Raw genomic sequence first — 23,818 nt, 5'->3', positions numbered from 1 at the left:
CTGCACCCCGTTAATCCGCCACTTCATTAATGCATTTAAATTCCGGGAGCTTCAAAACTCCCGGAATCCGTGGCTCAAACCCGCCGCGTCCCGGAAAAACCAGCCGCCCCAAACGCACCCAACTGCATCGTCCCGTTGATGCTGTCTCCGCTGACTTCCGCCTCACAATCCATCGTGATCGGCATCGGCATGGTCATGTTCATCTTCCAGCTGAGCTTGTTCCCCTGAACCTTGCCCTCGGCAACATCCAGCGATCCCATCATGCCCGCGAAGGTCCCGTGAAAGCTGTCGCCCGAGCTGATGACGGTCAGCACGCCCTTCTGCTCACCCAGCGGCGTTTTCGCCACGCAATCATAAGCTCCATCGACACCTGCCATCTTCATTCTCCTTATCAACCCTCAATCCGCGAGCGTGCCCGTTTCGACCGGCAGCCCGACAGCGTCAAGCTGCGGCCGCACCAGTTTCGCGTCACCTACCACCACCCAGATCAGCCGATCAGGATCGATCGCCTCACGCGCCGCCTTGTCCAGGTCAACAGGCGTCATCGCCCGATAGATCCCCGGCAGCTTTTCATAAAAATCATCAGGCCGCCCCAGCAGCCGATTGCGCATCATCGCGCCCAGGAGGTCGGATGAGGTTTCGAAACTGCCTGGCAGAGACAGGATCTGGCTGTTGATCGTCTGGTTCCGTTCGGCGGCTGTCGTGCCCTTGCTCGTCAGGAATTCGGCGATGTCCTTGCGCGCGGCAATGATCGAATCGCCAGTCTTGTCGGTTTGCACCGGCGCATAGACGAGCAGCGGAATCGTTTCCTTGACCCCCGGCATGGCGGTGCCGGCGGAATAGGCCCACCCCTTGGTTTCGCGCAGATCCATGATCAGACGGGATGTCGAACTGCCGCCAAGCACCTCATTGGCGGTCAGCAGGGTCAGCGGATTGTCGGTCCCGCGCTTGCCCGTGAGCAGTCCGGCCAGGATCAGAGACTGGGGGCTTTGCGGCTTGTCGACCAAGATGATCCGTGCTGGCCGCATCATCCTGTCCATGCGAAACAGCTTGCTGCCCCTCTCTCCCTGCGGAGATTTCCAGTCGCCAAAGCGCTTCTCCAGCAGCGGCAGGATCTCGGCCAATGTCGTGTCGCCCGTCACGAAAATGGTCGCATTGTCGGGCCGGATCCATTTGCCGTGGAAGGCGGCCAAATCCGCCCGCGTCACCGCCTTGACCCCGCTTTCCGTTCCCGATCCCGTGAAGGGGATGCCATAGGGGTGCGCCTCCCCATAGAGGAGCGGCGGCAGCAGGCGCTGCGCGATCGGCATCGGCTCGGTCTTTTCAGCAGCGATCCGCGTCAGCACTTGACCGCGCAGCCGCTCCACCTCCTTCGGATCGAAAGCGGGATTGCGGATCACGTCCGCCAGCAGTTCGAGCGACGCGTCCAGATTGGGCTTCAACGCATAGAGGCCGACATTGGTCGTATCCATGCCGTTGCCCGCGCTTATCGATGCGCCCAGCCTCTCCTGCTCCTCGGCGATCTGGATCGAGTTGCGGCTCCTGGTCCCCTCGTCGAGCAAGGCAGTCACCAATCCGGCCGTGCCTAGCTTTGCCTTGTCATCGGCGGCATTACCCGCGTCGAACGCAACCGATACTCGGACCACCGGCACGGTCGCCCGGCGCGCGAACAGGATGGGAATGCCATTCTTCAAGGTGGCATGCTCCACCTCTGGAAACTCCAGGTCCTTGACTGGCTCAATGGCAGGTTCAGCGATCTTGGTTGGCGGCGGCGGCGTGCCAGCGGAGGGGGCGGGCTTCTTCGGGTCCCGGAAGAAGGCAGGGCGATGGGTCGCGTTGCCCGCAAGCGCATTATCTTCAGCCGAGCGCTCACCCGGTGCCACGGTCAGGCGGAACACTGGCCGCCCCAGCCATTTCCGGGCAGCCGCACCGACGGACTGCGGTGTTGCCGCTGCATAGAGCGCAAGGTCCTTCTTGTATTTCCCCGGATCGCCGGAATAAACGGCGCCTTCCGCCAGGGTCACAGCCTTGCCGCTGAATCCGCCGACTTTCTCAAGACCGCCGATCGTGCCGGAAAGCTGACGGGTGGCCGCGCGTTGCACCTCATCGGCGGTCGGCCCCTTGGCAAGATAGTCAGCCAGCAACTGGTCGAGCCGCCTGCCCACGGCCGCAGCATCCTGCCCCGGTTTCACATCGACGGTAATTTCGGCGATGCTCAGCTTTTCAAAAGGCTGGATGCTTGCGCTCACGCCTACGGCGACTTTTTCGCCGCGGACCAGGATATTGTCGAGCCGCGATGATTTGAGCCCGCCAAACACCGCCATCGCGAGATCCAGCTGTGGCAGGTCGGCGGAATTGACGCCGGGCACGATCCAGTTGCGATAGAGCCGGGTCGCCGCGACATTGTCGTGCATCAGCTTTTCAGCGTCTCGCGGCAAGGTTGGGACGGTCGCATCCACATCTTTTGGAACCGGGCCGGATGGAATGGCTCCAAACCATTTCTCCACCTTTGCCTTTGCCGTAGCCACATCGATGTCGCCAGCAAGCACCAGAACGGCGTTGTTGGGCCCATAATGAGTCTTGAACCAGTTCTGCACGTCCGCCAGGCTGGCCGCGTTCAGGTCAGCCATCGAACCGATGGTCGAGTGACGATAGGGATGGCCTACCGGCAACATGGCGGCAAGCTGAGCATATTCGACAAGGCCGTAAGGCTGGTTTTCGCCCATGCGCTTTTCATTCTGAACGACGCCGCGCTGCGTATCCAACTTCGCCTGCGTTACCGCGCCGAGCAGATGGCCCATGCGGTCGGCTTCAAGAAACAGCGCGCGGTCGAGCGCACCGGTCGGGACCGTTTCGAAATAATTGGTGCGGTCGAACCAGGTCGTCCCGTTCCAATCGGTCGCGCCGATATCCTCCAGGCGCCCGAAGAAAGGGCCGTCCGCATTTTCCGAGCCGTAGAACATCAGATGTTCGAACAAATGGGCAAAGCCGGTCTTGCCTGCCGGTTCAAAGCGCGAACCCACATGATACCAGACCGACACGGCAACGACGGGCGCTTTCCGGTCGGTATGAACGATCACGCGAAGGCCATTCTTCAGCGTGAACTGCTCATAGGGAATATTCACGGCTGCGACTAAGCTAGAGAGCGCCGCGGGTGCCGCTGCATCTGTTTTCGCCGAAGCAGCCGATATGGCCGGGACCGCAACTGCCATGGCTGTGAAAGCCAAGGAGCAAAGGCCGAGCGTCAACGGACGGGGGAAGAATCTCATGAAGCGCCCTCATCAAGGTCGGGGTCATAGCCGCAGAACCGGCCAGGGATTGCAGCAACATAGCGGCGAAGGTCCACGGCGCAACAGGCATCGCCGACCTGCGGATGGTGGTCCGCGTTGGAGCAAACGAGTTCGTGGTGGATTTTTGACCGATGGCAAGGATATTTGCGTAGCGCCTCTTGTGTTGCTTTTATGCAACATTACATCGTGGCAAGTTTCACGAAGGGCTTCTTATGAACCTCGATAAATTCACTGATCGCGCCAAGGGATTCCTCCAGTCGGCGCAGACCGTCGCGATCCGTATGAGCCATCAGCGGATAAGTCCCGAGCATCTGCTCAAGGCGTTGTTGGAAGACAATCAGGGCATGGCGTCCGGCCTTATCAAGGCGGCGGGCGGCGACCCGGCGGTCGCATTGCGCGAAACCGATGCGGCTTTGGCCAAGGTGCCTGCCGTGTCGGGCAGCGGGGCGCAGCAGACGCCGGGGCTCGACAATGATGCCGTTCGGGTGCTGGACAGCGCGGAGCAGGTGGCGGCGAAGGCTGGCGACAGCTTTGTGACAGTCGAACGGCTGTTGCTGGCGCTGACGCTGGCAACCACGAGCATGGCGGGCAAGGCGCTGGCCGCAGCGGGCGTGAAGGCGGAGGCACTGAACGCGGCGATCAACAATCTGCGCGGTGGGCGCACCGCCGATACTGCTGGCGCTGAAGATCGTTACGACGCGCTCAAGAAATTCGCCCGTGACCTGACCGAGGCGGCGCGTGAGGGCAAGCTCGATCCCGTAATCGGCAGGGACGAGGAAATCCGGCGGACGATCCAGATCCTGGCGCGGCGGACCAAGAATAATCCTGTACTGATCGGCGACCCTGGCGTCGGCAAGACCGCGATCGCCGAAGGCCTCGCGTTGCGCATCGCCAATGGGGACGTGCCCGACACTCTGAAGGACCGTACGCTGATGGCGCTCGACATGGGGTCGCTGATCGCGGGCGCCAAATATCGCGGCGAATTTGAAGAGCGCCTCAAGGGCGTCCTTGACGAGGTGAAAGCTGGCGAAGGCCAGATCGTCCTGTTCATTGACGAGATGCACACGCTTATCGGCGCGGGCAAGTCTGAGGGCGCGATGGACGCGGGCAACCTCTTGAAGCCTGCCCTCGCGCGTGGCGAGTTGCACTGCATTGGCGCGACGACGCTCGATGAATATCGCAAATATGTCGAGAAGGACCCTGCGCTCCAGCGGCGGTTTCAGCCCGTGTTCGTGGGTGAACCGACGGTGGAGGACACCATCTCCATCCTGCGTGGGCTTAAGGAGAAATATGAGCTGCACCATGGCGTGCGGATAACCGATGGCGCGATCGTGTCAGCGGCAACGCTCAGCAACCGCTACATCACCGACCGTTTCCTGCCGGACAAGGCGATCGACCTGATGGACGAAGCGGCTTCGCGGCTCCGGATGGAAGTGGAGAGCAAGCCCGAGGAGATTGAGACGCTCGACCGGCGGATCATCCAGCTCAAGATCGAGCGCGAGGCTCTGCGCAAGGAGACTGACAAGGCGTCGAAAGATCGGTTGGAGGCGCTTGAGGAAGACTTGGCCAATCTGGAGGAGCAATCCGCCGCGCTGACGCAACGCTGGCAGGCGGAGAAGGACAAGATCGCAGGCGAAAGCAAGCTGAAGGAACAGCTCGAAGCCGCGCGCGTCGAACTGGAGCAGGCGCAGCGAGCCGGCGACCTCACCAAGGCGGGCGAGCTTGCCTATGGCCGCATCCCTGAACTGGAGCGCAAGATCGCCGAAGTAGAGGGCGCGACCGAAGACGCGATGCTGCGCGAGGAAGTGACGAGTGAGGATATCGCCTCCGTCGTGTCACGCTGGACCGGCATTCCCGTCGACAAGATGATGGAGGGTGAGCGCGAGAAGCTGCTGGCCATGGAGGAGGAACTCGGAAAGCGCGTGATCGGGCAGGCCGATGCGGTGAAGGCCGTGTCGACCGCAGTGCGACGTTCGCGCGCGGGCTTGCAGGACCCCAACCGGCCGCTTGGGTCGTTCCTGTTCCTGGGACCGACCGGCGTCGGCAAGACCGAATTGACCAAAGCGCTCGCCGGATTCCTGTTCGACGATGACAGCGCGATGGTGCGGATCGACATGAGCGAGTTCATGGAGAAACATTCGGTCGCGCGGCTGATCGGCGCGCCTCCGGGCTATGTCGGCTATGAGGAGGGCGGCGTGCTGACCGAGGCGGTGCGGCGGCGGCCCTATCAGGTCGTGCTGTTCGATGAGGTCGAGAAGGCGCATGGCGACGTGTTCAATGTGCTGTTGCAGGTGCTGGACGACGGCCGCCTGACCGATGGGCAGGGCCGGACGGTGGACTTCACCAACACGATCATCGTTCTGACGTCGAACCTGGGTAGCCAGTTCATCGCGGGCCTTGCCGATGATGAACCGGTGGAGAAGGTCGAAGATCAGGTGATGGACATCGTCCGCGCGCATTTCCGGCCTGAGTTCCTCAACCGCCTGGACGAGGTGATCCTGTTCCATCGGCTCGGTGCAACGCACATGGCGCCGATCGTCGATATCCAGGTGGCGCGGATCGGCAAGCTGCTGAAGGACCGCAAGGTGACGCTGGACCTGACAGACGGCGCGCGGGCGTGGCTGGGGCGGGTCGGTTATGATCCGGTCTATGGCGCGCGGCCATTGAAGCGGGCGGTGCAGCGGTATCTGCAAGATCCGCTGGCGGACCTGATTCTGCGGGGCGAAGTGCCGGATGGATCACGAGTGCGCGTGGATGAAGGCGATGGAGCGCTGAAACTCAGCCTCGCATGAAAAAGGGGCGCCGGAGTGGCGCCCCTTTCTTCCTGAATATCCGCTTGCCTAGAAGTTGGCGCGGACGCCCAGCCGGTAAGCGCGGCCATAAATGCCCGTTCCACCCTGAACCGGGTTGTAGTTGTTCGCGCCATAGGTGACCGGATCGATAGGCGGCAGGTCGTCAAAGACATTGAGCACGTTCAGGTAGAGCGTGAAATTGTCATTGAGCTTGTAGCTGGTGGTGAGGTCGACAGTGACGTAGTCGTCAACGTTGCACTTCACGAAGCGGGGCGAGAGCAAGCCGCAACCGCCCGATGCACCGGGCCCTTCGACGTCTTCTGCCGAAAGGTTATATCCACCGAAGAATTCGGCAGTGGCAGATAGGGTCCACCTCTTCCATTCTAGCGTGTTGGTCCAGCTGCCGTGCCATTCGGGCGTGCCGGAACCCGCCGTCAGGCTGTAATTTCCGATCGTGCCTTCATAGCTTTCGCGGCTACCGTCTGCGAAGGTCGTGTCCAGATTGATGATGTAAGTTGCTTCCACTGAGCTGGTGAAACGCACATCGCCAAAATCGAACCTGCCAGTAGCGGCGAAGTCCAGGCCTTCGGACCGGATCGTCGTGGCGTTGATCAGCGGTGCCTGAACATAGGCGACACGGGGCAGAACGCCGGGATTCTGCGGATCAGGGGAGTCCTGAATGATGTTATACCCCGCCGGGATCGCTTGGCCCGAGTAGTAGGCCGCCAAAGCCGGGCCGAATGGGGCCGGAATGATCGCGCCCTTCTTCTTGATGTTATAATAGTCGACGCTGAGGCGGATGTTGCGGGTTGGCTCGAAGATCACGCCCGCTGTCCAACTGGTCGACTTTTCTGGTTTGAGGTCAGGGCTGGCCAATTGCGTCTGACCATAGCTGCTGGAGCTGAGATAGGTCGGGCAGCTGGTAAAAGTGTCCCGGGTACAACCAAATTGAGCCAGATAGGATTCGGGGAAGGTCGATGCAGTGTTGTTGACGAAGCCCGTTGTTGGCAGCGCATTCGCTTCTGCAAAGCTCGGAATGCGGAAGCCACGCGACCAGGTGCCGCGGAGCGTGAGCGCATCGATCGGCTTGTAGCGGAACCCAATCTTCGGCGAGAAAGCATCCTGACCGCTGTTATAATTGTCATAACGACCGGAAGCATTGACTTCGAAACCTTCGAACGCAGGCACGTTCAGTTCGAAGAAGCCCGACCGCACCACGCGTTCACCCTTTGTGCCGAAGGCATTGAGAACAAAATAGCGGTTTGTCGGACCTGCAAAGTCGGGGTTGGCGCTGGGGGCGTCGATCGCTTCCAGACGGATTTGACCACCAAAGCCAAGCTGCACTGGGCCTGCGGGTAGTTCAAACAGTGTGCCGTTAAAGCTGACCTGTGCGGCGTAAAGCTCCGACTTGGACTTGGTAATGTTGTCTGGCGCCAGATAATCGAGCACTGACTGGCTGTTCGACAGCGGATTGACGAAATTATAGCTGCCGTCGGCGACAACGTTCAGCAGATTTTGGATGTAAACGTAGCCTTTCGACGTGCGGGTGAGATCGGTGACCATGCCCACGACATCCGCCGCAAAGTTCCAGTTGTCGGTCACGGGTCCGGAAATCGAGAAGGCACCGCGATAAGTGCGGCTGAGCGTCTCATTATACTCGGTCAGGTTCGGAATGCGTCCGAGAATTCGTGCCTGCAATCCCTGTGCCGCAAAGGGGTTGTTGGGGTTAAGCGTGCCGTTGGTCGCATCGCAAGTCGCTTGCGGGAGACCATTGACCAAGGGGCAGACAAAGACCGGCAGCGCCAAGGCAAAGGAGCCAGGTGCGTTGGGGGGTCCGCTGTTGTACGTGCTGAATCGGGGGAAGGCGATGCCGGCGGGCCCATTGGCCCGGATGGTCGCCGGTTCGCCGGTATAGCTGACCTTGCTCTGCAGATAGTTGGCGGTGAAGGACGCTTCAATATCGTCCGTGACCGCGACAGTCGCCTTCAACGCACCGCCGAAGCGTTCGATACGTGGCGAAATGACGCCATATTGACGAACCAAATCACCTTGGCAGACGGTGGTCGGCGCAAAGGCATTCTGCTCCGTGTCCGCAAGTTCGGCCGCAGTGAGCGTGTAAGGCGTCTCCCCGGCAATACAGCCGGCGGCAGGATTGAGGAATTGATATCGGCCAAGCGGGTCATCGAGCGCGCTGTTGGAGTTGGTGGGCGCAACGAAGAAGGTCGTGGCAAACGAACGGCGGTCGCTCGACGAGGTCGCGTCTGCCCAGCCCACATAACCAGTGCTGGACGGGTTGATCGAACCGCCATTCGGGCCAACCTGCGGTCCGCAGACGCCGTCGCGGCAGATACCGGACAGATCCTGTGAATTATACGGATATGGTCGGTCACGATTATAAAGAGCGTTCTGGCGATACCAGAAGCCACTGGCGTAGATGTTGTAGCCATCACGGCCGAGGTCGCCGGTGCCCGCCGTCAGGCTGATGCGATAGTTTTCACCATCGCCGCGCTCGGTGAGGCCGCCTTCGATTCGGCCGCCGATGCCCTTGAACTGCTTTTTCGTGATGACGTTGATCACGCCCGCAATGGCGTCCGCGCCGTAGGTCGATGATGCGCCATCGCGCAGCACTTCGACACGGTCGACGATGTCATCTGGGATGGTGTTGAGATCGACGAAGTTTCGCGTCGCGTCATCCGCGAGCGGATAATAAGCGGCGCGTTGACCATCGAACAGCACAAGCGTGGAACTGGTGGTCAGGCCGCGCAACGACACGGCGGATGCGCCGGCGGCAAAAGCGCCGTTGGCCGAGAAGCTGTTGGTGAGCGCCGCGCCGTTGTTGGACGAAATGCGCTGAAGCGCTTCCTGGGTCGTCTGAATGCCGCGCTGCTCGAGCGACTCGGAGGTGAGAACGGAAACAGGCGAGGGCGTGTTGTTGACGTCCTGCCGCAAAATGGAACCAGTGACGACGATCGTAGCCTCCGGTTCTTCGGCCACCGTACCGGCCGGAGTATCCTGCGCAAAGGCAGGGGCGGCGAGCGCCGCAAAGCCCGCGCCCGCGCATGCGAGCGCCTGCAGCGCCGCGCTATTGCGCAGCCACGCATTGTTCGAGAGTTTCTTCACAATCCAGTCCCTTGCTCTGGAGCGACGCAAGCGAACCCGCGTCCTTTGTTTGACGCATGAAGAGGGGCATTGGAGCCCGACAGCAGACCCCTCTTCATCCGTGCTGTGCGACAGTCTGCGCAGTCGTTTTATGCGTGTAAAGCAATGCTACAGACACACAGACACTTTGCTGTTGCACTGTCGTAAATTTGCCACATCTTGGAAAACGGCGATTTTACCGCTGTTTAACAATATTATTGGCGAAGGGAGCAGGCCGGTAGAACTTTGATGCTCCACGGTTGCGGCTGGTGGCGCTAAGTTGCGCGATTGCATCGCCCATTCATGCTAAGGCATGGGGCCTGCCAGAAGAAGCGGGTCGATCCGCGCCTCGTTCCACCGCATACCCCAATGAAGGTGGGGCCCCGTCGCGCGGCCGGTTGCGCCCACGGCGCCGATGCGCTGACCTTGGCGGATGCTTTGCCCAAGCTTCACGTCGATGCGGGACAGATGAAGGAAAGCGCTGCTGAGACCATGACCATGGTCGATCATCAGCAGATTGCCCTCAAGCGTGAGTGGCCGGTCGGCGGCCAGAACCACGACGCCGTCGGCAGGAGCAAGGACTGTATCTCCGGTCAACGCCGCGACATCGATGCCGCCATGATAGGCGCCCGGCACGCCTTGGTAAACGCGCTGCGATCCGAACAATCCGGAAATACGGCCGACCCGGGGCCACAGGAAGCGCTGGCGCCAACCGGTCGCGCCTGTGTCCACGCTGCGCGCTGCGGCAATCCGGGCCAGTTCGGGTCGGCGAAGCGCAAGATAGGCTTTATTATCCCGCACAGGGCGAAGTGCCGTGTTGACCCGCTCTATCCGCCAAGCACGAGGGGCGACGTTGATGATCTGGCTAAGCATATGGCCATCGGCGAGGCGCGCGGTCAGGCGCGCCTGCGGCTTGGCGTCACGGTCGAAAGCGATGAGAAAGCGTCCGTCCCGATCGAAACGGACTGGCTGATCATCAAGGCGCAGTTCCGCTGTCGCGGCCGGCGCTGTGCCGATGAGGACGCCGCCTTGTTGTGCTTCACCATCAAGGATGATGCCGGTAATGGAGTTGGAGGTTGGATCTTTTGCCGCCCCTACACTGCCTATCATCAGCAGGAGCGCGACCGCCCAACGCCTCATCGCAGGCCGCGCGCCTTCAGTTCAGCCTGCGCCGAGGCTTCCGCGCTGGCATAAGGCTCCTGCCGGGCGATGCTCCAATAGCGCAGATCGTCGAGGGGGATTTTCTGCCCAGTGACCGCGCACACGACATGATCGCCCGCCTGCAGCACACGGAAGCTGTAGGCCATATAGTGGAGACGAGCCGGACGATCGCGGTTGGACATCAGCATGAGATCAAACGGCCTTCTTCTTGGTCATGCACATCAGGAGAACAAATCCTGTTGGCGATTTTCCCCTCTCTCCTGCGCTTTGTGAGAAGAGCGTGATGAAGGGGATATAGCTTGCGGCGGTGCCATCTCAAGGGTTGGCGATGTAGATCTTGGTCCTACGTCTGCACCGACTGCTCCGTCGCTGAAATGGAGCAACACGGCCCCCGCAGCTTGAGCTTCCGCGACCGATCTGACGAGTCGGCCTTCCGCCATCACCCGAGCAAAACCACGCGCAAGCGGCAAGTCGGGATTGACCGAAACGAACAGGCGGGAAAGCCTGTCAAAGGCAGTGGCGCGGTCACGAAAAACGCGCGACAGATAGTCCGGGCGGAGCCGTTGACGATCAAGCCGCTCTTTAGCGCGGGCCAGATGCTGGTGCAGGAGAGCCGGTCGCAGAGCGCCACCCGCTTGATTGAGATGTGCCCGCGCGTCCGACACGCGATGACGCAGGCAGTTGCCAAGCTCGCCGGACAATTGGTCGAGCCGCTGACGTTGCGGAGCCAGCAGCATGTCTGGCGTCGGCATGAGCCGGGCCTGCATCTCCAGCCGTTCGCGGGCTTGCGCAGCACCGCGCCGCACGGCCCTGTCCATACGCAGCCCTTGCTCAGTCAGCATCGCCATCAGATCGGCGCGAACAGGCACCGCCATCTCCGCAGCGGCGGTCGGCGTGGGCGCGCGCATGTCGGCGGCATAGTCGCAAAGCGTCGTGTCCGTTTCGTGACCAACGGCGGAGATGACCGGGATCGAACATTCGGCCACCGCCCGCACGACGATTTCCTCGTTGAAGCTCCACAAATCCTCGATGGAGCCGCCGCCACGCGCAACGATCACCAGGTCGGGGCGCGGCAGGGGGCCTCCGGGCTGCATTGCCGAAAAGCCGCGAACCGCACGGGCGACCTGGTCGGCTGCGCCCTGCCCTTGCACCAGAACTGGCCAGAGCAACACATTGGTGGGGCAACGATCTTCCAGCCTGTGGAGGATGTCCCGGATCACCGCGCCGGTTGGCGAGGTGACGACGCCGATGGTGCGAGGCATGAACGGGATCGCCCGCTTGGCGGAGCGGTCGAACAACCCCTCGGTGGCGAGCTTTGCCTTCAGCTTTTCGAGCAGCGCCATCAGCGCGCCTTCGCCCGCCAGTTCCATGCGGTCGATCACGATCTGATATTTGGAGCGGCCGGGATAGGTGGTTAGCTTGCCGGTGGCGATCACCTCGACGCCGTCCTGAGGCGCGAACGGCAACCGTTGTGCTCCGCCCTTCCACATCACTCCATCTATGACCGCATTGTCGTCCTTCAGGCACAGATACAGATGGCCCGATGCAGCGCGCTTGAACCCGGAAATCTCGCCACGCAGACGAACATGGCCAAAGCGGTCCTCGACCGTGCGCTTCAGCACGGCGGACAATTCGCTCACCGAAAGCGGCGGCGCGTTGTCCCCCGCCCTTTCCTCCGCTAACAGGCGGCCCGACACATCGAAACCAGCTTCATATTCCGGGGACATGGGCGAAATGAACATCCTTTTATTGGGCAGCGGCGGCCGCGAACATGCTCTGGCCTGGAAGCTGGCGCAATCGCCCAGCCTCACGACCCTTTATGCCGCACCAGGCAACCCCGGCATAGCCCAGCATGCGACTTTGGTCGATCTGGATGTCACCGATCATCGTGCTGTGGTCGATTTCTGCCTGCGCCACTCCATCGGACTGGTGGTGATCGGGCCGGAAGCGCCGCTGGTCGACGGCCTTGCCGATAATCTTCGGGTGAAGGGATATCCGGTATTCGGGCCGGGCAAGAAGGCGGCGCAGCTGGAGGGGTCCAAGGGTTTCACGAAGGATCTGTGCAAGCGCGCCGGCATCCCCACCGCTGCCTATGAGCGCGTCCACAGCCAGGACGGCGCGATTGCAGCGCTGGCCGATTTCGGGCTGCCGGTCGTCATCAAGGCAGATGGCCTAGCAGCGGGCAAGGGCGTCATCATCGCCGAAACGCACAGCCAGGCCGTAGAAGCGATAGAGGATATGTTCTCTGGCGCATTTGGCGCAGCGGGCGCGGAAGTTGTGCTGGAAGAATTCATGATCGGTGAAGAGGCGAGCTTCTTCGCGCTCACCGACGGCAGCGCGATACTGCCGTTTGGTTCCGCCCAGGACCATAAGCGCGTCGGCGATGGCGACACCGGTCCCAATACCGGCGGTATGGGCGCCTACAGCCCAGCGCGGGTGCTGACGCCCGAACTGGAAGCCGAAGTCGTAGAGAAGATCATCCGGCCGACGGTGGAAACGCTGGCGGCTGAAGGGACGCCTTATTCCGGCGTCCTCTATGCCGGGCTCATGCTGACCGAAGAGGGGCCCAAGCTCATCGAATATAATGCGCGCTTCGGGGACCCGGAATGCCAGGTTCTGATGATGCGCTTTGACGGCGATCTGGTGGACCTGCTGCTTGCCGTTGCGCAGGGACGGCTTGCGGAGCAGGGCCCGGTGAAGCTGGCTGACCGGACGGCTTTGACCGTAGTGATGGCAGCCAATGGTTATCCCGGCACGCCTGAAAAGGGCGGGGCGATTGCCGGCATCGATGCGGCAGAAGCAGGCGGCGCGCTGGTCTTCCATGCTGGCACGGCAGCAAAGGATGGCACGCTGGTCGCCAATGGCGGACGCGTGCTGAACGTCACCGCCAGCGGCCACAGCGTCAATGAAGCCCAGGCAGCCGCTTACCGCGCAGTAGATGCAATCGACTTTCCGACGGGCTTCTGCCGCCGGGACATCGGATGGCGCGAGGTTGAACGCGAGGGGCGGTGAGAGACGCTCAACACGGCCTCTTGCTCATTCCCGTCGAGCGCCACTAGATAAAGGCTGAAAGCTGGAGGGAGCGCGATGCAGGAATTCTTCATGGACTATGGCCTTTGGCTGCTGATCGGATTGCTCGTCCTGATCGGCGCCATATTCCTGCTCGCGGGGCGCAAGGCGTCGGTTGACTCGCCTGCCGCCGAACGGCCCGCCTTGGTCGAGAAGGAAGTAGCGCCGACAGCTGCGGCCATTCCAGAGCCGGTAACGCCCGCTCCCCCGATTATTGCGGCCGAGCTCCAGCCGTTAGTCGCACCAGTGGCACCCCCGCCAATCGCGTCTCAGGCCACCGCCCCCGTGCAAGGCGGTCAGGATAATCTGCTGAGAATGAAGGGCGTAGGACCAAAGCTCAACCAGCTGCTTATCGAACTGGGTGTCACCCGCTATGAGCAGATCGCCAATTGGACCGACGCTGACTTAACGGCGATCGACGCGAAACTCGGCAACTTCAAAGGGCGTCCGGTCCGCGATCAGTGGATCGATCAGGCGAAATATCTCGCAGCGGGAGATTTCGCCGGTTTCGAAGCCAAGTATGGCAAGCTCTAAGCCGCGAGCGCTGCGGCTGAGGTCAGCCCAATTCTTCCAACAACCGGCACAGGCCGCGCGCTAAGCCCGCCCCAGCAACTCACGCGCGCGGGGGGCGAGGCGGTTGGTGGCGGCTTCGTGGATGCCTGGGGCCGTGCAAAGCAGACCGAAGGCGGTGGGTTCGGGGCGATTAAAGGACAGGGGATCGCCGAGCGCGTCGGTGACTATTGCGCCCGCTTCCTGTGCGATCAGGGCGGCTGCGGCGACGTCCCATTCATTGCCCCAACGGACAGTGGCGACGATATCGGCTTCGTCAGCGGCGACCATCGCCATGCGCAGGGCGATGCTGTTGGGTTTGTGGACGGCGCGAAGATCGCTGTCGTGACGGGGCAGATGGTCGGCGGGCACGCGGGCGCCCGGCAGGATCATGCGCGAACCGGCGGTGAGGGTTCGGCCGTTTCGAGTAGCGCCCTCCCCTGCCCTGGCAATCCACAACTCATTGCGCGCGGGCGCAGCGAGTATTCCTATGCTTACCGCCCCATGTTCGACCAGTGCGACCGAAACCGCCCATCCAGGACGCCCACGCAAATAGTCGCGGGTGCCATCGATCGGATCGACGACCCAGACGCGGGCAAGGTCCAGCCGGTGAACGGTATCGGCGGTTTCTTCGGACAACCATCCGGCCGCAGGATCGATGAGGCTGAGGCTCTGGCGGAGCATGACGTCGATTTCGAGGTCCGCTTCGCACACGGGATGGCCCGGGACTTTTTCCCATTGGCGCACCTGGGTCTGCCCGCCCGCCCAGAGGGTAAGCGCCCGGTCAGCCGCATCCGATACCGCGCCGACGAGCGCACGCAGATCGATCTCAGCCCCCGGCAACGGTCATCCCGTCGATGCGGATAGTTGGCACGTTCATGCCATAGCGAAATACAAGGTCGTTTGCAGGAACAAGGACGCGGAACATGTCCTTGAGATTGCTGGCGATGGTGATTTCGGACACCGGCCGGGTGATTTCGCCATCCTCGATCAGGAAACCGGCCGCGCCGCGGCTATAATCCCCCGTGACGCCGTTGACGCCCATGCCGATCAATTCTGTGACATAGATGCCGCGCTTGATGTCCGCCATGAGCTCGGCTGGCGAGACGCTGCCCGGCTCCATATGGACGTTGGTGACACCAGCGCCAAGCGCGCCGCTGCCGCCCCGGCTCGCATGACCCGTGGGTTCTAGGCCGAGCTGGCGGGCGGAGGCGCTGTCCATCAGCCAGCCGGTCAGCACGCCCTTGTCGATCAAGGCGCTGCGAGCGACGGGAAGCCCTTCCCCGTCAAAAGGACGCGAACGCAGGCCGCGCGGGCGCAACGGATCGTCGATGATGGTGATGGCCCTGTCGAACAGTGTTTCTCCGAGGGAGTCGAGGAGGAAGCTCGACCGCCGCGCAATGGCAGCGCCGACCATCCCGCCGATCAAATGGCCGAGCAGGCCGGAGCCAATGCGCGGATCGAAGACAACGGGCAGGACGCCGCTTTCAATCTTGGCGGGATTGAGGCGAGCAACCGCCCGCTCCCCGGCGCGCTGGCCGATCGCCGTAGGGTCATCAAGGTCGTCAAGGTAGCGCGCACTGTGACTGGCATGGTCACGCTGCATATCCGCGCCCGTGCCTGCGAGGACGCTGGCCCAGGTCGAATGGCTCGTACCAGCATACGCGCCGGCAAAGCCGTGGCTGGTTGCGAGGGCAACCTGGCTCCGGCCGTTCGATGCCCCACCGCCCTCGCTGTTCGTGACGCCCGACACGCCGCGAGCAGCTCCTTCCGCCTCGAGAGCGCGGGCGCGCAGCAGCGCAGGTTCCGGGTCGCTCGGGTCGGCTATATCGAGTTCCGGCAAGCTGCCGCGCAACAGCCGATCTTCGGGCGCGAGTCCCGCATAGCGGTCCTCCGGGGCCTCCCGCGCCATGGCGATGCAGCGGTCGACCAGCGTAGCAAGGGTGGCTGGATTCATGTCCGACGCGGCGATGCTGGCCGAGCGCTGGCCGACGAAAACGCGCACGCCGATTTCCTCACCTTCGGACCGCTCCACATCCTCCAGCGTGCCAAGGCGTACGGCTACAGTGGTGGAGGCATTGCAGGCATAGATGGCATCTGCCGCATCAGCCCCTGCCCTGCGTGCCGCCGTCACCAGATCCTGCGCGCGCGACTGGGCTTCTTCGAGGCTGAGCATATGTGCGGGGCGTTCCTGATAAGGGGTCGGGCTTTGGCCTTACGCGCTTGGGCCGGGCGGGGCAACCTGCGCATCAGCCCAATGCTTAAGCAGATGATGCGCGACCGCCATGGGCGGCGGCGCGGTGAAGGGTGCGTCGGCCTTACCCGCCAGAGCCGCGCGAACACCCGCCGCATCGCACCAGAAGGCATGCTGGATTTCAGTCTCGTCCAGCTTCAACGCATCATCGTTGGCCTGTCCGATGCAGGCGATCATGAGCGAGGAGGGGAAAGGCCAGGGCTGGCTCATCACATAGCGGACGGCATGGACGGTGACGCCCGCTTCTTCCTTGATCTCACGCATGACCGCTTCTTCGATCGTCTCACCAGGCTCGACGAAGCCTGCGAGAGCGGAATAGAAGCCTTCGGGCCAGCTATGCTGCCTCCCCACAAGCACGCGGCCCTCATGCTCGGCAAGCATGATGACGACCGGGTCGACACGGGGGAAATGCTCCGCGTTGCAGGCGCCGCAACGGCGTGCCCACCCGGCCTTTTCGGGCGATGTGCGCGATCCGCACACCGAGCAGAAGGGGTGACGGCCATGCCAATGGACGAGGCTGCGAGCCGCGCCATAGAGCGCAACTTCGTCGGCCGGGATTTCAGTGACGATGGCACGGCTACGGGGGCTGGGGAAGAAATTGCTGCCGACTTCCTGAGCAAGGCGGACGAAGACCGGGCGCTGTTCGTCGTCGAGGCCGAGCAGCAGATGATCGTCTAGGCTGGCGTCTGTAGCGACCGGCTCCATCAGCAGATGGCCATCCTGCGTGACGGGATCCAGTCCATCGAGTACGAGGCAACGCGCGCCGGGCGAAGCGAGGGCTTGCGCTGCCTGATCGGGGTTCATGCGTATATGATCGGCTCTGTCGAGACGGCCGCCGACATAGCCAAGCTGCTCAAGGGGCATGTGTTTCACTCTCCTTCATCGCCACATCTGCCGCGCGACGGAACAAGGTCGGCAATCCCGCCTCTTCCAACCGGGCGAGCGGCCACCATTCCCCCTCGCCGGGAGGTATGCTTTCATTTGCCACATGGGCGACATGGACGGTCAAGGCCAGCGAGAAATGGGTGAAGACATGGCCGACAGGTTGGGAAACTGTTTTCCATTCAGCAGCCATGGGTGGGGCGGCGGTGGGCGCGTCGCTCCAGTCCGAAGACGGGAGCGCGCGCATGCCGCCGAGCAGGCCCTTGGCCGGACGGCGGATCAACCAGACATGGCCGTCCGGTCGCTCGATCCACCAGCCATGGCCCAGACGGTGTGGCTTTGCCTTCTTCGCGACCTTGACCGGAAAGGCGGCTGGATCGGCGGTGCGGAAGGCCGCACAATCCTGGCGCAACGGGCAGATGCCGCAGGCAGGGTTGCGGGGCGTGCAGATGGTCGCGCCAAGGTCCATCATAGCCTGGGCAAAGTCCCCAGCACGCACATCGGGGGTAATGCGATCGGCGGCAGCGCGGATCGCGGGACGCGCTGCGGGCAACGGGGTATCGATCGCAAACAGGCGAGCAACCACGCGCTCCACATTGGCATCCACCACGACGGCGCGGCGGCCAAAGGCGATCGCAGCCACCGCAGCGGCGGTATAGGCGCCAACCCCTGGAAGGGCACGCAACCCATCTTCATCACCCGGAAAGATGCCGTCATGCTGCTGCGCCACGGCGCGGGCGCAGGCGAGCAGGTTGCGAGCGCGGGCATAATAGCCAAGGCCCGCCCATGCCGCCATGATATCGGCATCCTCGGCTGCCGCAAGTGCTTGCACCGTGGGCCAGCGGGCCGTGAACTTCGCGAAATAAGGGGCGACCGCCGCCACCGTCGTTTGCTGAAGCATGATCTCGGACAGCCAGACTCGATAGGGATCTGTTGCGTTGCTTCCGGGCGGCGCGCGCCATGGCAGGCGGCGGGCATGCACATCATAATGCGCGAGCAGATCTTCTGCGATTTTCTGCGGGGTCCCCTCGACGTGCATGGCCGCCCTATGCCATTAAGCGGCGCATGACGGAACGGCCCGCGACACCCAAATTGAAAAGCCGTGCAGAAGCTGCGGCCGAACGGCCCCGGGTCGGCGGCCCGCGCCAGATCGCCGACCTGATGCCGCAAATTGGCGCTGCGGCCTTTCGCAAGTTCGGTTTTGTCCAATCCAGCATCGTCACCCGCTGGGCCGAGATCGTCGGATCGCATTATGCGGAGATTTCCGCGCCTGAATCGATCCGCTTCCCCGTTGGCAAGAAGGCAGGCGGGACGCTCCAGCTCACGGTCATGAGTGGCCATGCCCCGATGATCCAGCATGTGCTGCCGGACATTATCGAGCGGGTGAACCGATTCTTCGGCTATGCCGCCGTGGCGAAGATCGCGATGAAGCAGGGAGAAGTACGTGGAACAGCGGCCGAGCGGCGGCCACCGCCGCGCAACTTGCGGCCGGTCCCGATCGAGCTCGGCGATTCGCTGCGGGATATCGGCGACCCGGAACTGCGCGCCGTGCTGGAATCCCTGGCACAGGGGCTTGCCAATTCGAACGGCTTGCCGAAAATCAGCTAGCAAAAGAAGGGCGTGGTTCTGACAGCTATGCTGCGACCGGTACTGCCGCCTGCATCAATTCAACAGCCGTACAGGGGCGGCGCTTCATTGGGTGATCGCATGATGAAACTCCGCTTTGCCGTGCTTGCTCTATTTGCCCTGCCCTCCATCCTGATGGCGGCTCCCGCTGCCAACTGGACCGCGCGGGTCGCGCTTTCACCCATCGGCGGCCACGTGCTCGGCAATCCTGCCGCGCCGACGAAGCTGGTCGAATATGTAAGCTATACCTGTTCGCACTGCGCACATTTCGTGGGTGAGGCGAGTGCCCCCTTGAAGGCGAACTATGTGAAGGGCGGCAAGGTGAGAGTCGAAGTGCGCAATGCCGTGCGCGATAAATATGACCTTGCCGCCGCGCTGCTGGCCCGCTGTGGAGGCCCAAGGCGCTTCTTTGGCAATCATGAGGCACTGTTTGCCAATCAGGACGCCTGGATGGCGCAGTTGCAGGCCTATGACCGGGGTGCTGCCAAGCCATCCGAGCAAATCCCTGCGCTCAAGGACATCGGGCGCAATACCGGGCTTTACACGTTGATGGGCAAGCGGGGCTTCACGCCCGCGCAGCTTGATGCGTGCATTGCCGATCCGGCCTCGATGAAGCAGATATTGGCGATGACCGACGAGGCGTGGAACAAGGTGAAGATCGGTGGAACGCCTGCCTTCACGATCAACGGGACGCGGGCCGGGGGATCAAGCTGGACGAGCTTGCGCGATGCATTGCCCGCCGCCGCACAGTGAACTAAACCCCCGATACCGACGCCCGAGCAACGGAGCCTGCACCCAGTGAAAGCCATTACCGGACTTGCCCTTATCGCCCTCTCGCTGACCATTTCCGCCTGCGGGAAAAAGGACGCGGCCAGCAACTCTTCCGCCGAGCCCGTCGCCGCGGTTGCCGCGCCGGCAGGGACCAGTTGGTCCAGCACAGTGACCGAAACGCCCGAGGGCGGCTTCGTCATGGGCAACCCGCAGGCGAAGGTGAAGCTGGTCGAATATGCGAGCTATACTTGCAGCCATTGCCGCGATTTTTCCGCCGAGGCTTCCGAGGAAATCCGCAAGATCGTCGATACCGGCAAGATGAGCTATGAATTGCGCAACTTCGTGCGCGATCCGATCGACATCTCGACCTCGCTCCTCGCTCGCTGCGGCGGCAAGGATGTCTTCTATCCGCTGAGCGAACAGTTCTTTGCCAACCAGAATGCCATGTTCGAAAAGGCGCAGGCGCTGGGCGATGCGAATTATCAGCGGTTGATGAGCAGCCCCCCGGCGCAGCGCTTCGGCAATCTCGCCGAGGCCGTTGGGCTGGTTGACTTCGCCAAGCAGCGCGGCATAGCGGAAGACAGGGCGAAGCAGTGCCTTGCCGACACGGCGGCGGCTGAAAAGTTGGCCAAGGGTGTCGAAACCGCAAGCAATCAATATAAGATCGACGGTACGCCCACCTTCGTCCTCAACGATGTGAAGGTGGACAATGTCGCAAACTGGGCGACATTGCAGCCCAAGCTGAAGGAAGCGGGTCTCTGATTGACTGAAGGGGGGCGGACATCTGCAATGAGCTTGCCCGCTGAAGGCGGGGCGGCCGCGCGCTGCCCCGGCGGACGGTCATGCAGATAAAGCGCCTAAAGCTTTCCGGCTTCAAGAGCTTCGTCGATCCGACGGAGTTGCGCATCGAACCCGGCCTTACCGGGATCGTCGGTCCCAATGGTTGCGGCAAGTCCAACCTGCTTGAGGCGATCCGCTGGGTGATGGGCGAATCCAGCGCCAAGTCGATGCGCGGCGCTGGCATGGAGGATGTGATCTTCGCGGGTACTTCCACCCGGCCGCAGCGTGACTTTGCCGAAGTGTCGCTGCTGACCGTGCAGGAGCAGGGCGAGCTGTTCAATGCGGTCGAGGTCGGCGCGGACGGTGAACTGGAAGTCACGCGGCGGATCGAGCGCGGCGCAGGCAGCGCCTACCGCGCCAATGGCCGCGACGTGCGGGCGAAGGACGTATCGCTGATCTTCGCTGATGCCGCCACCGGGCCGCATAGCCCGGCGCTGGTAAGCCAAGGCCGGATCGCCGCCGTTATCGCCGCGCGTCCGCAGGAACGGCGGGCCATGCTGGAGGAAGCGGCGGGCATTTCCGGCCTGCATGTCCGGCGCAAGGATGCGGAGCAGAAGCTGCGCGCGGCCGAGGCCAATCTCGCCCGCCTTGACGAGATTTTGACCGACATGGAAGCGCGAGCGAGCAGCCTGCGGCGGCAGGCGAAGGCCGCCGAACGCTATATCAAGCTGTCCGAGCAGATCAGGGTCGCCGAAGGGCGCGTCATCTTCGCGCGCTGGCGTGAAGCGTCGGCGAGTGCAGATGCCGCGCGGAAGGAAGCCGCCGAGGCTGAAGGCGCGGTGCGGACTGCTCAGGAGGCGCAAGCGGCGGCGGCCGTGCATGCCAATGCTGCGGTCGAGACGCTTGCTGAGCGGCGGGCGGCGGCGCAGGCAGCGCGGGATCAGGCCAATGAGGCGGGCCATAGACTATCGGCGCTGAAGACCGAGCGTGATGGCGTGGTGCGGCGGCTGCATGATCTGGCGCAGCAGTCCGAACGGCTGGAAGAGGATCGCGCGCGGGAAGGGACCCTCGCCAACGACGCGGCGGAGGCGATTGCCCGGCTTTCGGGTGAGATTTCAAGATTGAAACAGCGAATTGCGCAGACTGAGGCGATGCGGCCCGACTTTGCAGGCCGGATCGCGCAGGCGGAGGATGCGGCGCGCGACGCGGAACTGGAACTGGCCAAGGCGATGGCGCTGCAGGCGAGCGAACAGGCCGAGTTGCGCGTCGCCGAAGCGGCGCTGGCGGCAGCGCGAAGCCGATTGGAGCGAGCGGAGCGTGAGGTGGCGCGGCTCGGCGCCGAGGCGGCTGCCCTGCCCGATGTTGCGCCGCTGGAAGCGAAGCGAAACGACGCGCTGACCGCCCAGGCGCAGACAGGAGCGGATCGCGATAGCGCGGAGGGGGCGATCGGGCAGGCGGAAGCCGCGCGGCAGAGGGCGTCCGAGGCACGCGCAGCGGCGGAAGCAGCGCTATCGGCCGCGCGGGCAGGCCTGGCCGCGCTCGACAGCGAGGCCGCCGCGCTAAAACGCGCTGTCGAGAGCGGCAGCGGGCGGAAAAGGGCGCTGGATCAGGTGAAGGCAGCGCCGGGGTTCGAACGCGCGCTGGCCGCTGCACTGGGCGACGACCTGGAAGCTGCGGTGGGTGCGCAGGGCACGCGGCGCTGGGGAGGCGCGGTGCTGCTGGAAGGTGACCCAGCCTTGCCCTCCGGGTGCACGGCGCTGGCGGCCCATGTCAGCGCGCCCGAGGAACTGGTGCGGCGGCTGTCGCAGGTGGCCGTTGTGGACACAGATCAGGGACAGCCGTTGGCGGTGGGACAGCGGCTGGTCACGAAGGACGGGCAGCTCCGGCGCTGGGACGGCTATGTCGCGGCCGAGGGCGGAGCGGCGGCGGCCGAGCGGCTGATCCGGCTCAACCGGCTGGAGGCGATCGAGGCCACCCGGCCAGCGGCGCAAGCGGAGGTCGAAACAGCTCGCCAGGCACAGGATGAAGCCGCGGCGCAGGAGAAGGCGGCAGCGCAAGCGCTGGCGACTGCCCGCACGCAGCTTGGCGCGGCCGACCAACGCTTGCGGGCGGCCCTGCGCGCCGCCGATGAGGCCGCCACCGCGCTCGAACGGCTTGCCGGTCGGCGGGAGGCGATCGAAGAACGTCTGGCGGAAGCCCGTGCTGACCTGGAGACCGCCAGGATCGAGCATGACAAGGCGGATGCCGCCCGGGCGGCGGTGCCGGATGGCGCGGAGACACGGGCGCTGGTCGCGTCCCTTTCGCAGCTGAGCGACAAGGCGCGTCTTTCCGTCAGTCAGTTGCAGGCGGATCAGGCGCTGGCCGACAGGGCGTTGGCGAGCGATCGGGAACGGATGGCGGCGGCCGATGCGGAGGCCAAAGGGTGGCGCGCGCGCGCGGGGGAAGCGGCAAAGCGAATCGCCGCCATGGTCGATCGGGGCCAGACGATCACTGCCGAACGCGACGCTTTGACCGATCAGCCGGAGCAGCTGGCGGAAGCGATCGCACGGCTTTCCAATGAGGGCGCGGCGTTGGTGGACACCGCCGAGGCGGCGCGGCGCGCGGAGAGCGAGGCGGAAGCGGCTTTGCGCACTGCCGAGACCAAGGCCGCGCAAGCGGGCGAAACACTGGCTGAGGCACGCGAACGGCGCGCCACTGCCGCAGCGCGGGCCGAAGCGGCGGACGAGAAGCGGATAGAGACCAATCGCCTGTCAGGCGAACGCTTTGAATGTCCGCCGCCAGTTCTTCCCGAAAAGCTGGGCTTCGCCAGCGCCGAAATCCGGATCGCGCAAAGCGAGCAAGGCGAACATGATCGTTTGTCCGCGGAGCGCGAGCGGATCGGGCCGGTCAATCTGGTGGCGGCGCAGGAGCTGGAAGAACTGGAGGCCACACAGGCCGCCAGCCGGGCCGAAAGCGAGGAGCTGGCTCAAGCCATCAACCGGCTGCGCGGGTCGATCGGAAGCCTCAATCGCGAAGGACGGCAGCGGCTGCTCGCGGCCTTCGAGGCTGTGGACGGCCATTTCCGGCGTCTGTTCACCACCTTGTTCAACGGCGGGCAAGCGCATCTGGAATTGATCGACAGCGACGATCCGCTGGAGGCCGGACTGGAAATCATGGCGCAGCCGCCGGGCAAGAAGCTGGCGGCGCTGACCCTTTTGTCGGGCGGTGAGCAGGCGCTGACGGCCGTTGCGCTTATATTCGGCCTGTTCCTCACCAATCCGGCGCCCATCTGCGTGCTGGACGAAGTGGACGCGCCGCTGGACGATGCCAATGTCGAGCGCTTCTGCGACCTGCTGGACGTGATGGTCGGCCAGACCGATACCCGTTACCTGATCGTCAGTCACAACGCGGTCACGATGGCGCGCATGCACCGCCTGTTCGGCGTGACAATGGTCGAGCGCGGCGTGAGCCGTCTGGTATCCGTCAGTTTGGGTGGTGCGGAAGAGCTGCTGGCGGCTGAATAGAGC

17 protein-coding genes are annotated in these 23,818 nt (G+C 63.5%); 7 read left to right on the top strand and 10 right to left on the bottom strand.

The features are described from left to right. Nucleotides 1–74: 74 nt before the first annotated feature. Both MU848_RS11855 and MU848_RS11850 read right to left on the bottom strand, forming a co-directional pair. Nucleotides 75–377, bottom strand: coding sequence for a hypothetical protein (locus MU848_RS11855; RefSeq protein WP_097092627.1), 303 nt, complete (start codon nucleotides 375–377; stop codon nucleotides 75–77). A 21-nt stretch (nucleotides 378–398) separates the two neighbouring features. Further along, on the bottom strand, nucleotides 399–3,269 hold the full coding sequence (locus MU848_RS11850) for a M16 family metallopeptidase (protein WP_380800745.1): 2,871 nt from the start codon (nucleotides 3,267–3,269) through the stop codon (nucleotides 399–401). 233 nt (nucleotides 3,270–3,502) lie between these two features. Between MU848_RS11850 and clpB the strand changes: the two genes are divergently transcribed. Beyond that, nucleotides 3,503–6,082 (top strand): ATP-dependent chaperone ClpB, encoded by a 2,580-nt coding sequence (gene clpB / locus MU848_RS11845; protein ID WP_247232303.1) that lies wholly within the window; start codon nucleotides 3,503–3,505, stop codon nucleotides 6,080–6,082. A 48-nt stretch (nucleotides 6,083–6,130) separates the two neighbouring features. Here clpB and MU848_RS11840 read toward each other — a convergent pair whose 3' ends face one another. The 4 genes from MU848_RS11840 to xseA all read right to left on the bottom strand — a co-directional run bounded on the left by MU848_RS11840 (nucleotide 6,131) and on the right by xseA (nucleotide 12,108). Then, entirely contained in the window at nucleotides 6,131–9,202 is a 3,072-nt protein-coding gene (locus MU848_RS11840; protein WP_236576378.1) for a TonB-dependent receptor plug domain-containing protein, read from the bottom strand. Nucleotides 9,203–9,526: 324 nt separating this feature from the next. Beyond that, the gene (locus MU848_RS11835; RefSeq protein WP_380800742.1) at nucleotides 9,527–10,360 is read right to left on the bottom strand and encodes a M23 family metallopeptidase; all 834 of its coding nucleotides are present in this window, start codon (nucleotides 10,358–10,360) and stop codon (nucleotides 9,527–9,529) included. Continuing rightward, a complete protein-coding gene (locus tag MU848_RS11830; protein WP_097090628.1) occupies nucleotides 10,357–10,569 on the bottom strand; it encodes a DUF2093 domain-containing protein in 213 nt (70 codons plus the stop codon). The genes MU848_RS11835 and MU848_RS11830 overlap by 4 nt, the downstream gene beginning before the upstream one ends. Before the next feature lie 33 nt (nucleotides 10,570–10,602). After that, nucleotides 10,603–12,108 (bottom strand): exodeoxyribonuclease VII large subunit, encoded by a 1,506-nt coding sequence (gene xseA, locus MU848_RS11825; protein WP_247232289.1) that lies wholly within the window; start codon nucleotides 12,106–12,108, stop codon nucleotides 10,603–10,605. 7 nt (nucleotides 12,109–12,115) lie between these two features. Here xseA and purD point away from each other — a divergent pair, with 7 nt between their 5' ends. Together purD and MU848_RS11815 are read left to right on the top strand one after the other, a co-directional pair. Continuing rightward, complete coding sequence (gene purD, locus MU848_RS11820) at nucleotides 12,116–13,393, top strand: phosphoribosylamine--glycine ligase (protein WP_247232278.1); 1,278 nt, start codon at nucleotides 12,116–12,118, stop codon at nucleotides 13,391–13,393. Between the two features lie 75 nt (nucleotides 13,394–13,468). Continuing rightward, nucleotides 13,469–13,984 (top strand): hypothetical protein, encoded by a 516-nt coding sequence (locus tag MU848_RS11815; RefSeq protein ID WP_247232275.1) that lies wholly within the window; start codon nucleotides 13,469–13,471, stop codon nucleotides 13,982–13,984. Between the two features lie 60 nt (nucleotides 13,985–14,044). Here MU848_RS11815 and MU848_RS11810 read toward each other — a convergent pair whose 3' ends face one another. From MU848_RS11810 to mutY, 4 genes are read right to left on the bottom strand one after another with little or no spacing between them, the layout of a single operon-like run. Then, nucleotides 14,045–14,842: an inositol monophosphatase family protein gene (locus tag MU848_RS11810; RefSeq protein WP_247232272.1), complete on the bottom strand. Its 798-nt coding sequence runs from the start codon at nucleotides 14,840–14,842 to the stop codon at nucleotides 14,045–14,047. Then, nucleotides 14,829–16,175, bottom strand: a complete 1,347-nt coding sequence (locus tag MU848_RS11805) for a TldD/PmbA family protein (protein WP_247232270.1) — start codon at nucleotides 16,173–16,175, stop codon at nucleotides 14,829–14,831. The genes MU848_RS11810 and MU848_RS11805 overlap by 14 nt, the downstream gene beginning before the upstream one ends. Nucleotides 16,176–16,214: 39 nt before the next feature. Beyond that, a complete protein-coding gene (nudC, locus tag MU848_RS11800; protein ID WP_247232267.1) occupies nucleotides 16,215–17,117 on the bottom strand; it encodes an NAD(+) diphosphatase in 903 nt (300 codons plus the stop codon). Then, entirely contained in the window at nucleotides 17,107–18,174 is a 1,068-nt protein-coding gene (gene mutY, locus MU848_RS11795) for an A/G-specific adenine glycosylase (protein ID WP_247232264.1), read from the bottom strand. Before mutY ends, nudC begins: the two co-directional genes overlap by 11 nt. A 26-nt stretch (nucleotides 18,175–18,200) precedes the next feature. Here mutY and MU848_RS11790 point away from each other — a divergent pair, with 26 nt between their 5' ends. The 4 genes from MU848_RS11790 (at nucleotide 18,201) to smc (ending at nucleotide 23,815) form a co-directional block, all read left to right on the top strand. Continuing rightward, nucleotides 18,201–18,743, top strand: a complete 543-nt coding sequence (locus MU848_RS11790) for a DUF721 domain-containing protein (RefSeq protein ID WP_201515365.1) — start codon at nucleotides 18,201–18,203, stop codon at nucleotides 18,741–18,743. A gap of 99 nt (nucleotides 18,744–18,842) precedes the next feature. Then, nucleotides 18,843–19,514 carry a thioredoxin domain-containing protein gene (locus tag MU848_RS11785; RefSeq protein WP_247232254.1) on the top strand — a complete coding sequence of 224 codons (672 nt, stop codon included), beginning with the start codon at nucleotides 18,843–18,845 and terminating at the stop codon, nucleotides 19,512–19,514. 45 nt (nucleotides 19,515–19,559) lie between these two features. Beyond that, nucleotides 19,560–20,294 (top strand): thioredoxin domain-containing protein, encoded by a 735-nt coding sequence (locus MU848_RS11780; protein WP_247232251.1) that lies wholly within the window; start codon nucleotides 19,560–19,562, stop codon nucleotides 20,292–20,294. Between the two features lie 80 nt (nucleotides 20,295–20,374). Then, nucleotides 20,375–23,815 (top strand): chromosome segregation protein SMC, encoded by a 3,441-nt coding sequence (gene smc / locus MU848_RS11775; RefSeq protein WP_247232242.1) that lies wholly within the window; start codon nucleotides 20,375–20,377, stop codon nucleotides 23,813–23,815. Nucleotides 23,816–23,818 lie beyond the last annotated feature (3 nt).

This window comes from Sphingobium agri, from assembly GCF_023051225.1.
Lineage (GTDB): Bacteria > Pseudomonadota > Alphaproteobacteria > Sphingomonadales > Sphingomonadaceae > Sphingobium > Sphingobium agri.
Note: the sequence above shows the minus strand (reverse complement) of the source record. Positions and strands in the feature narration are given on the sequence as shown.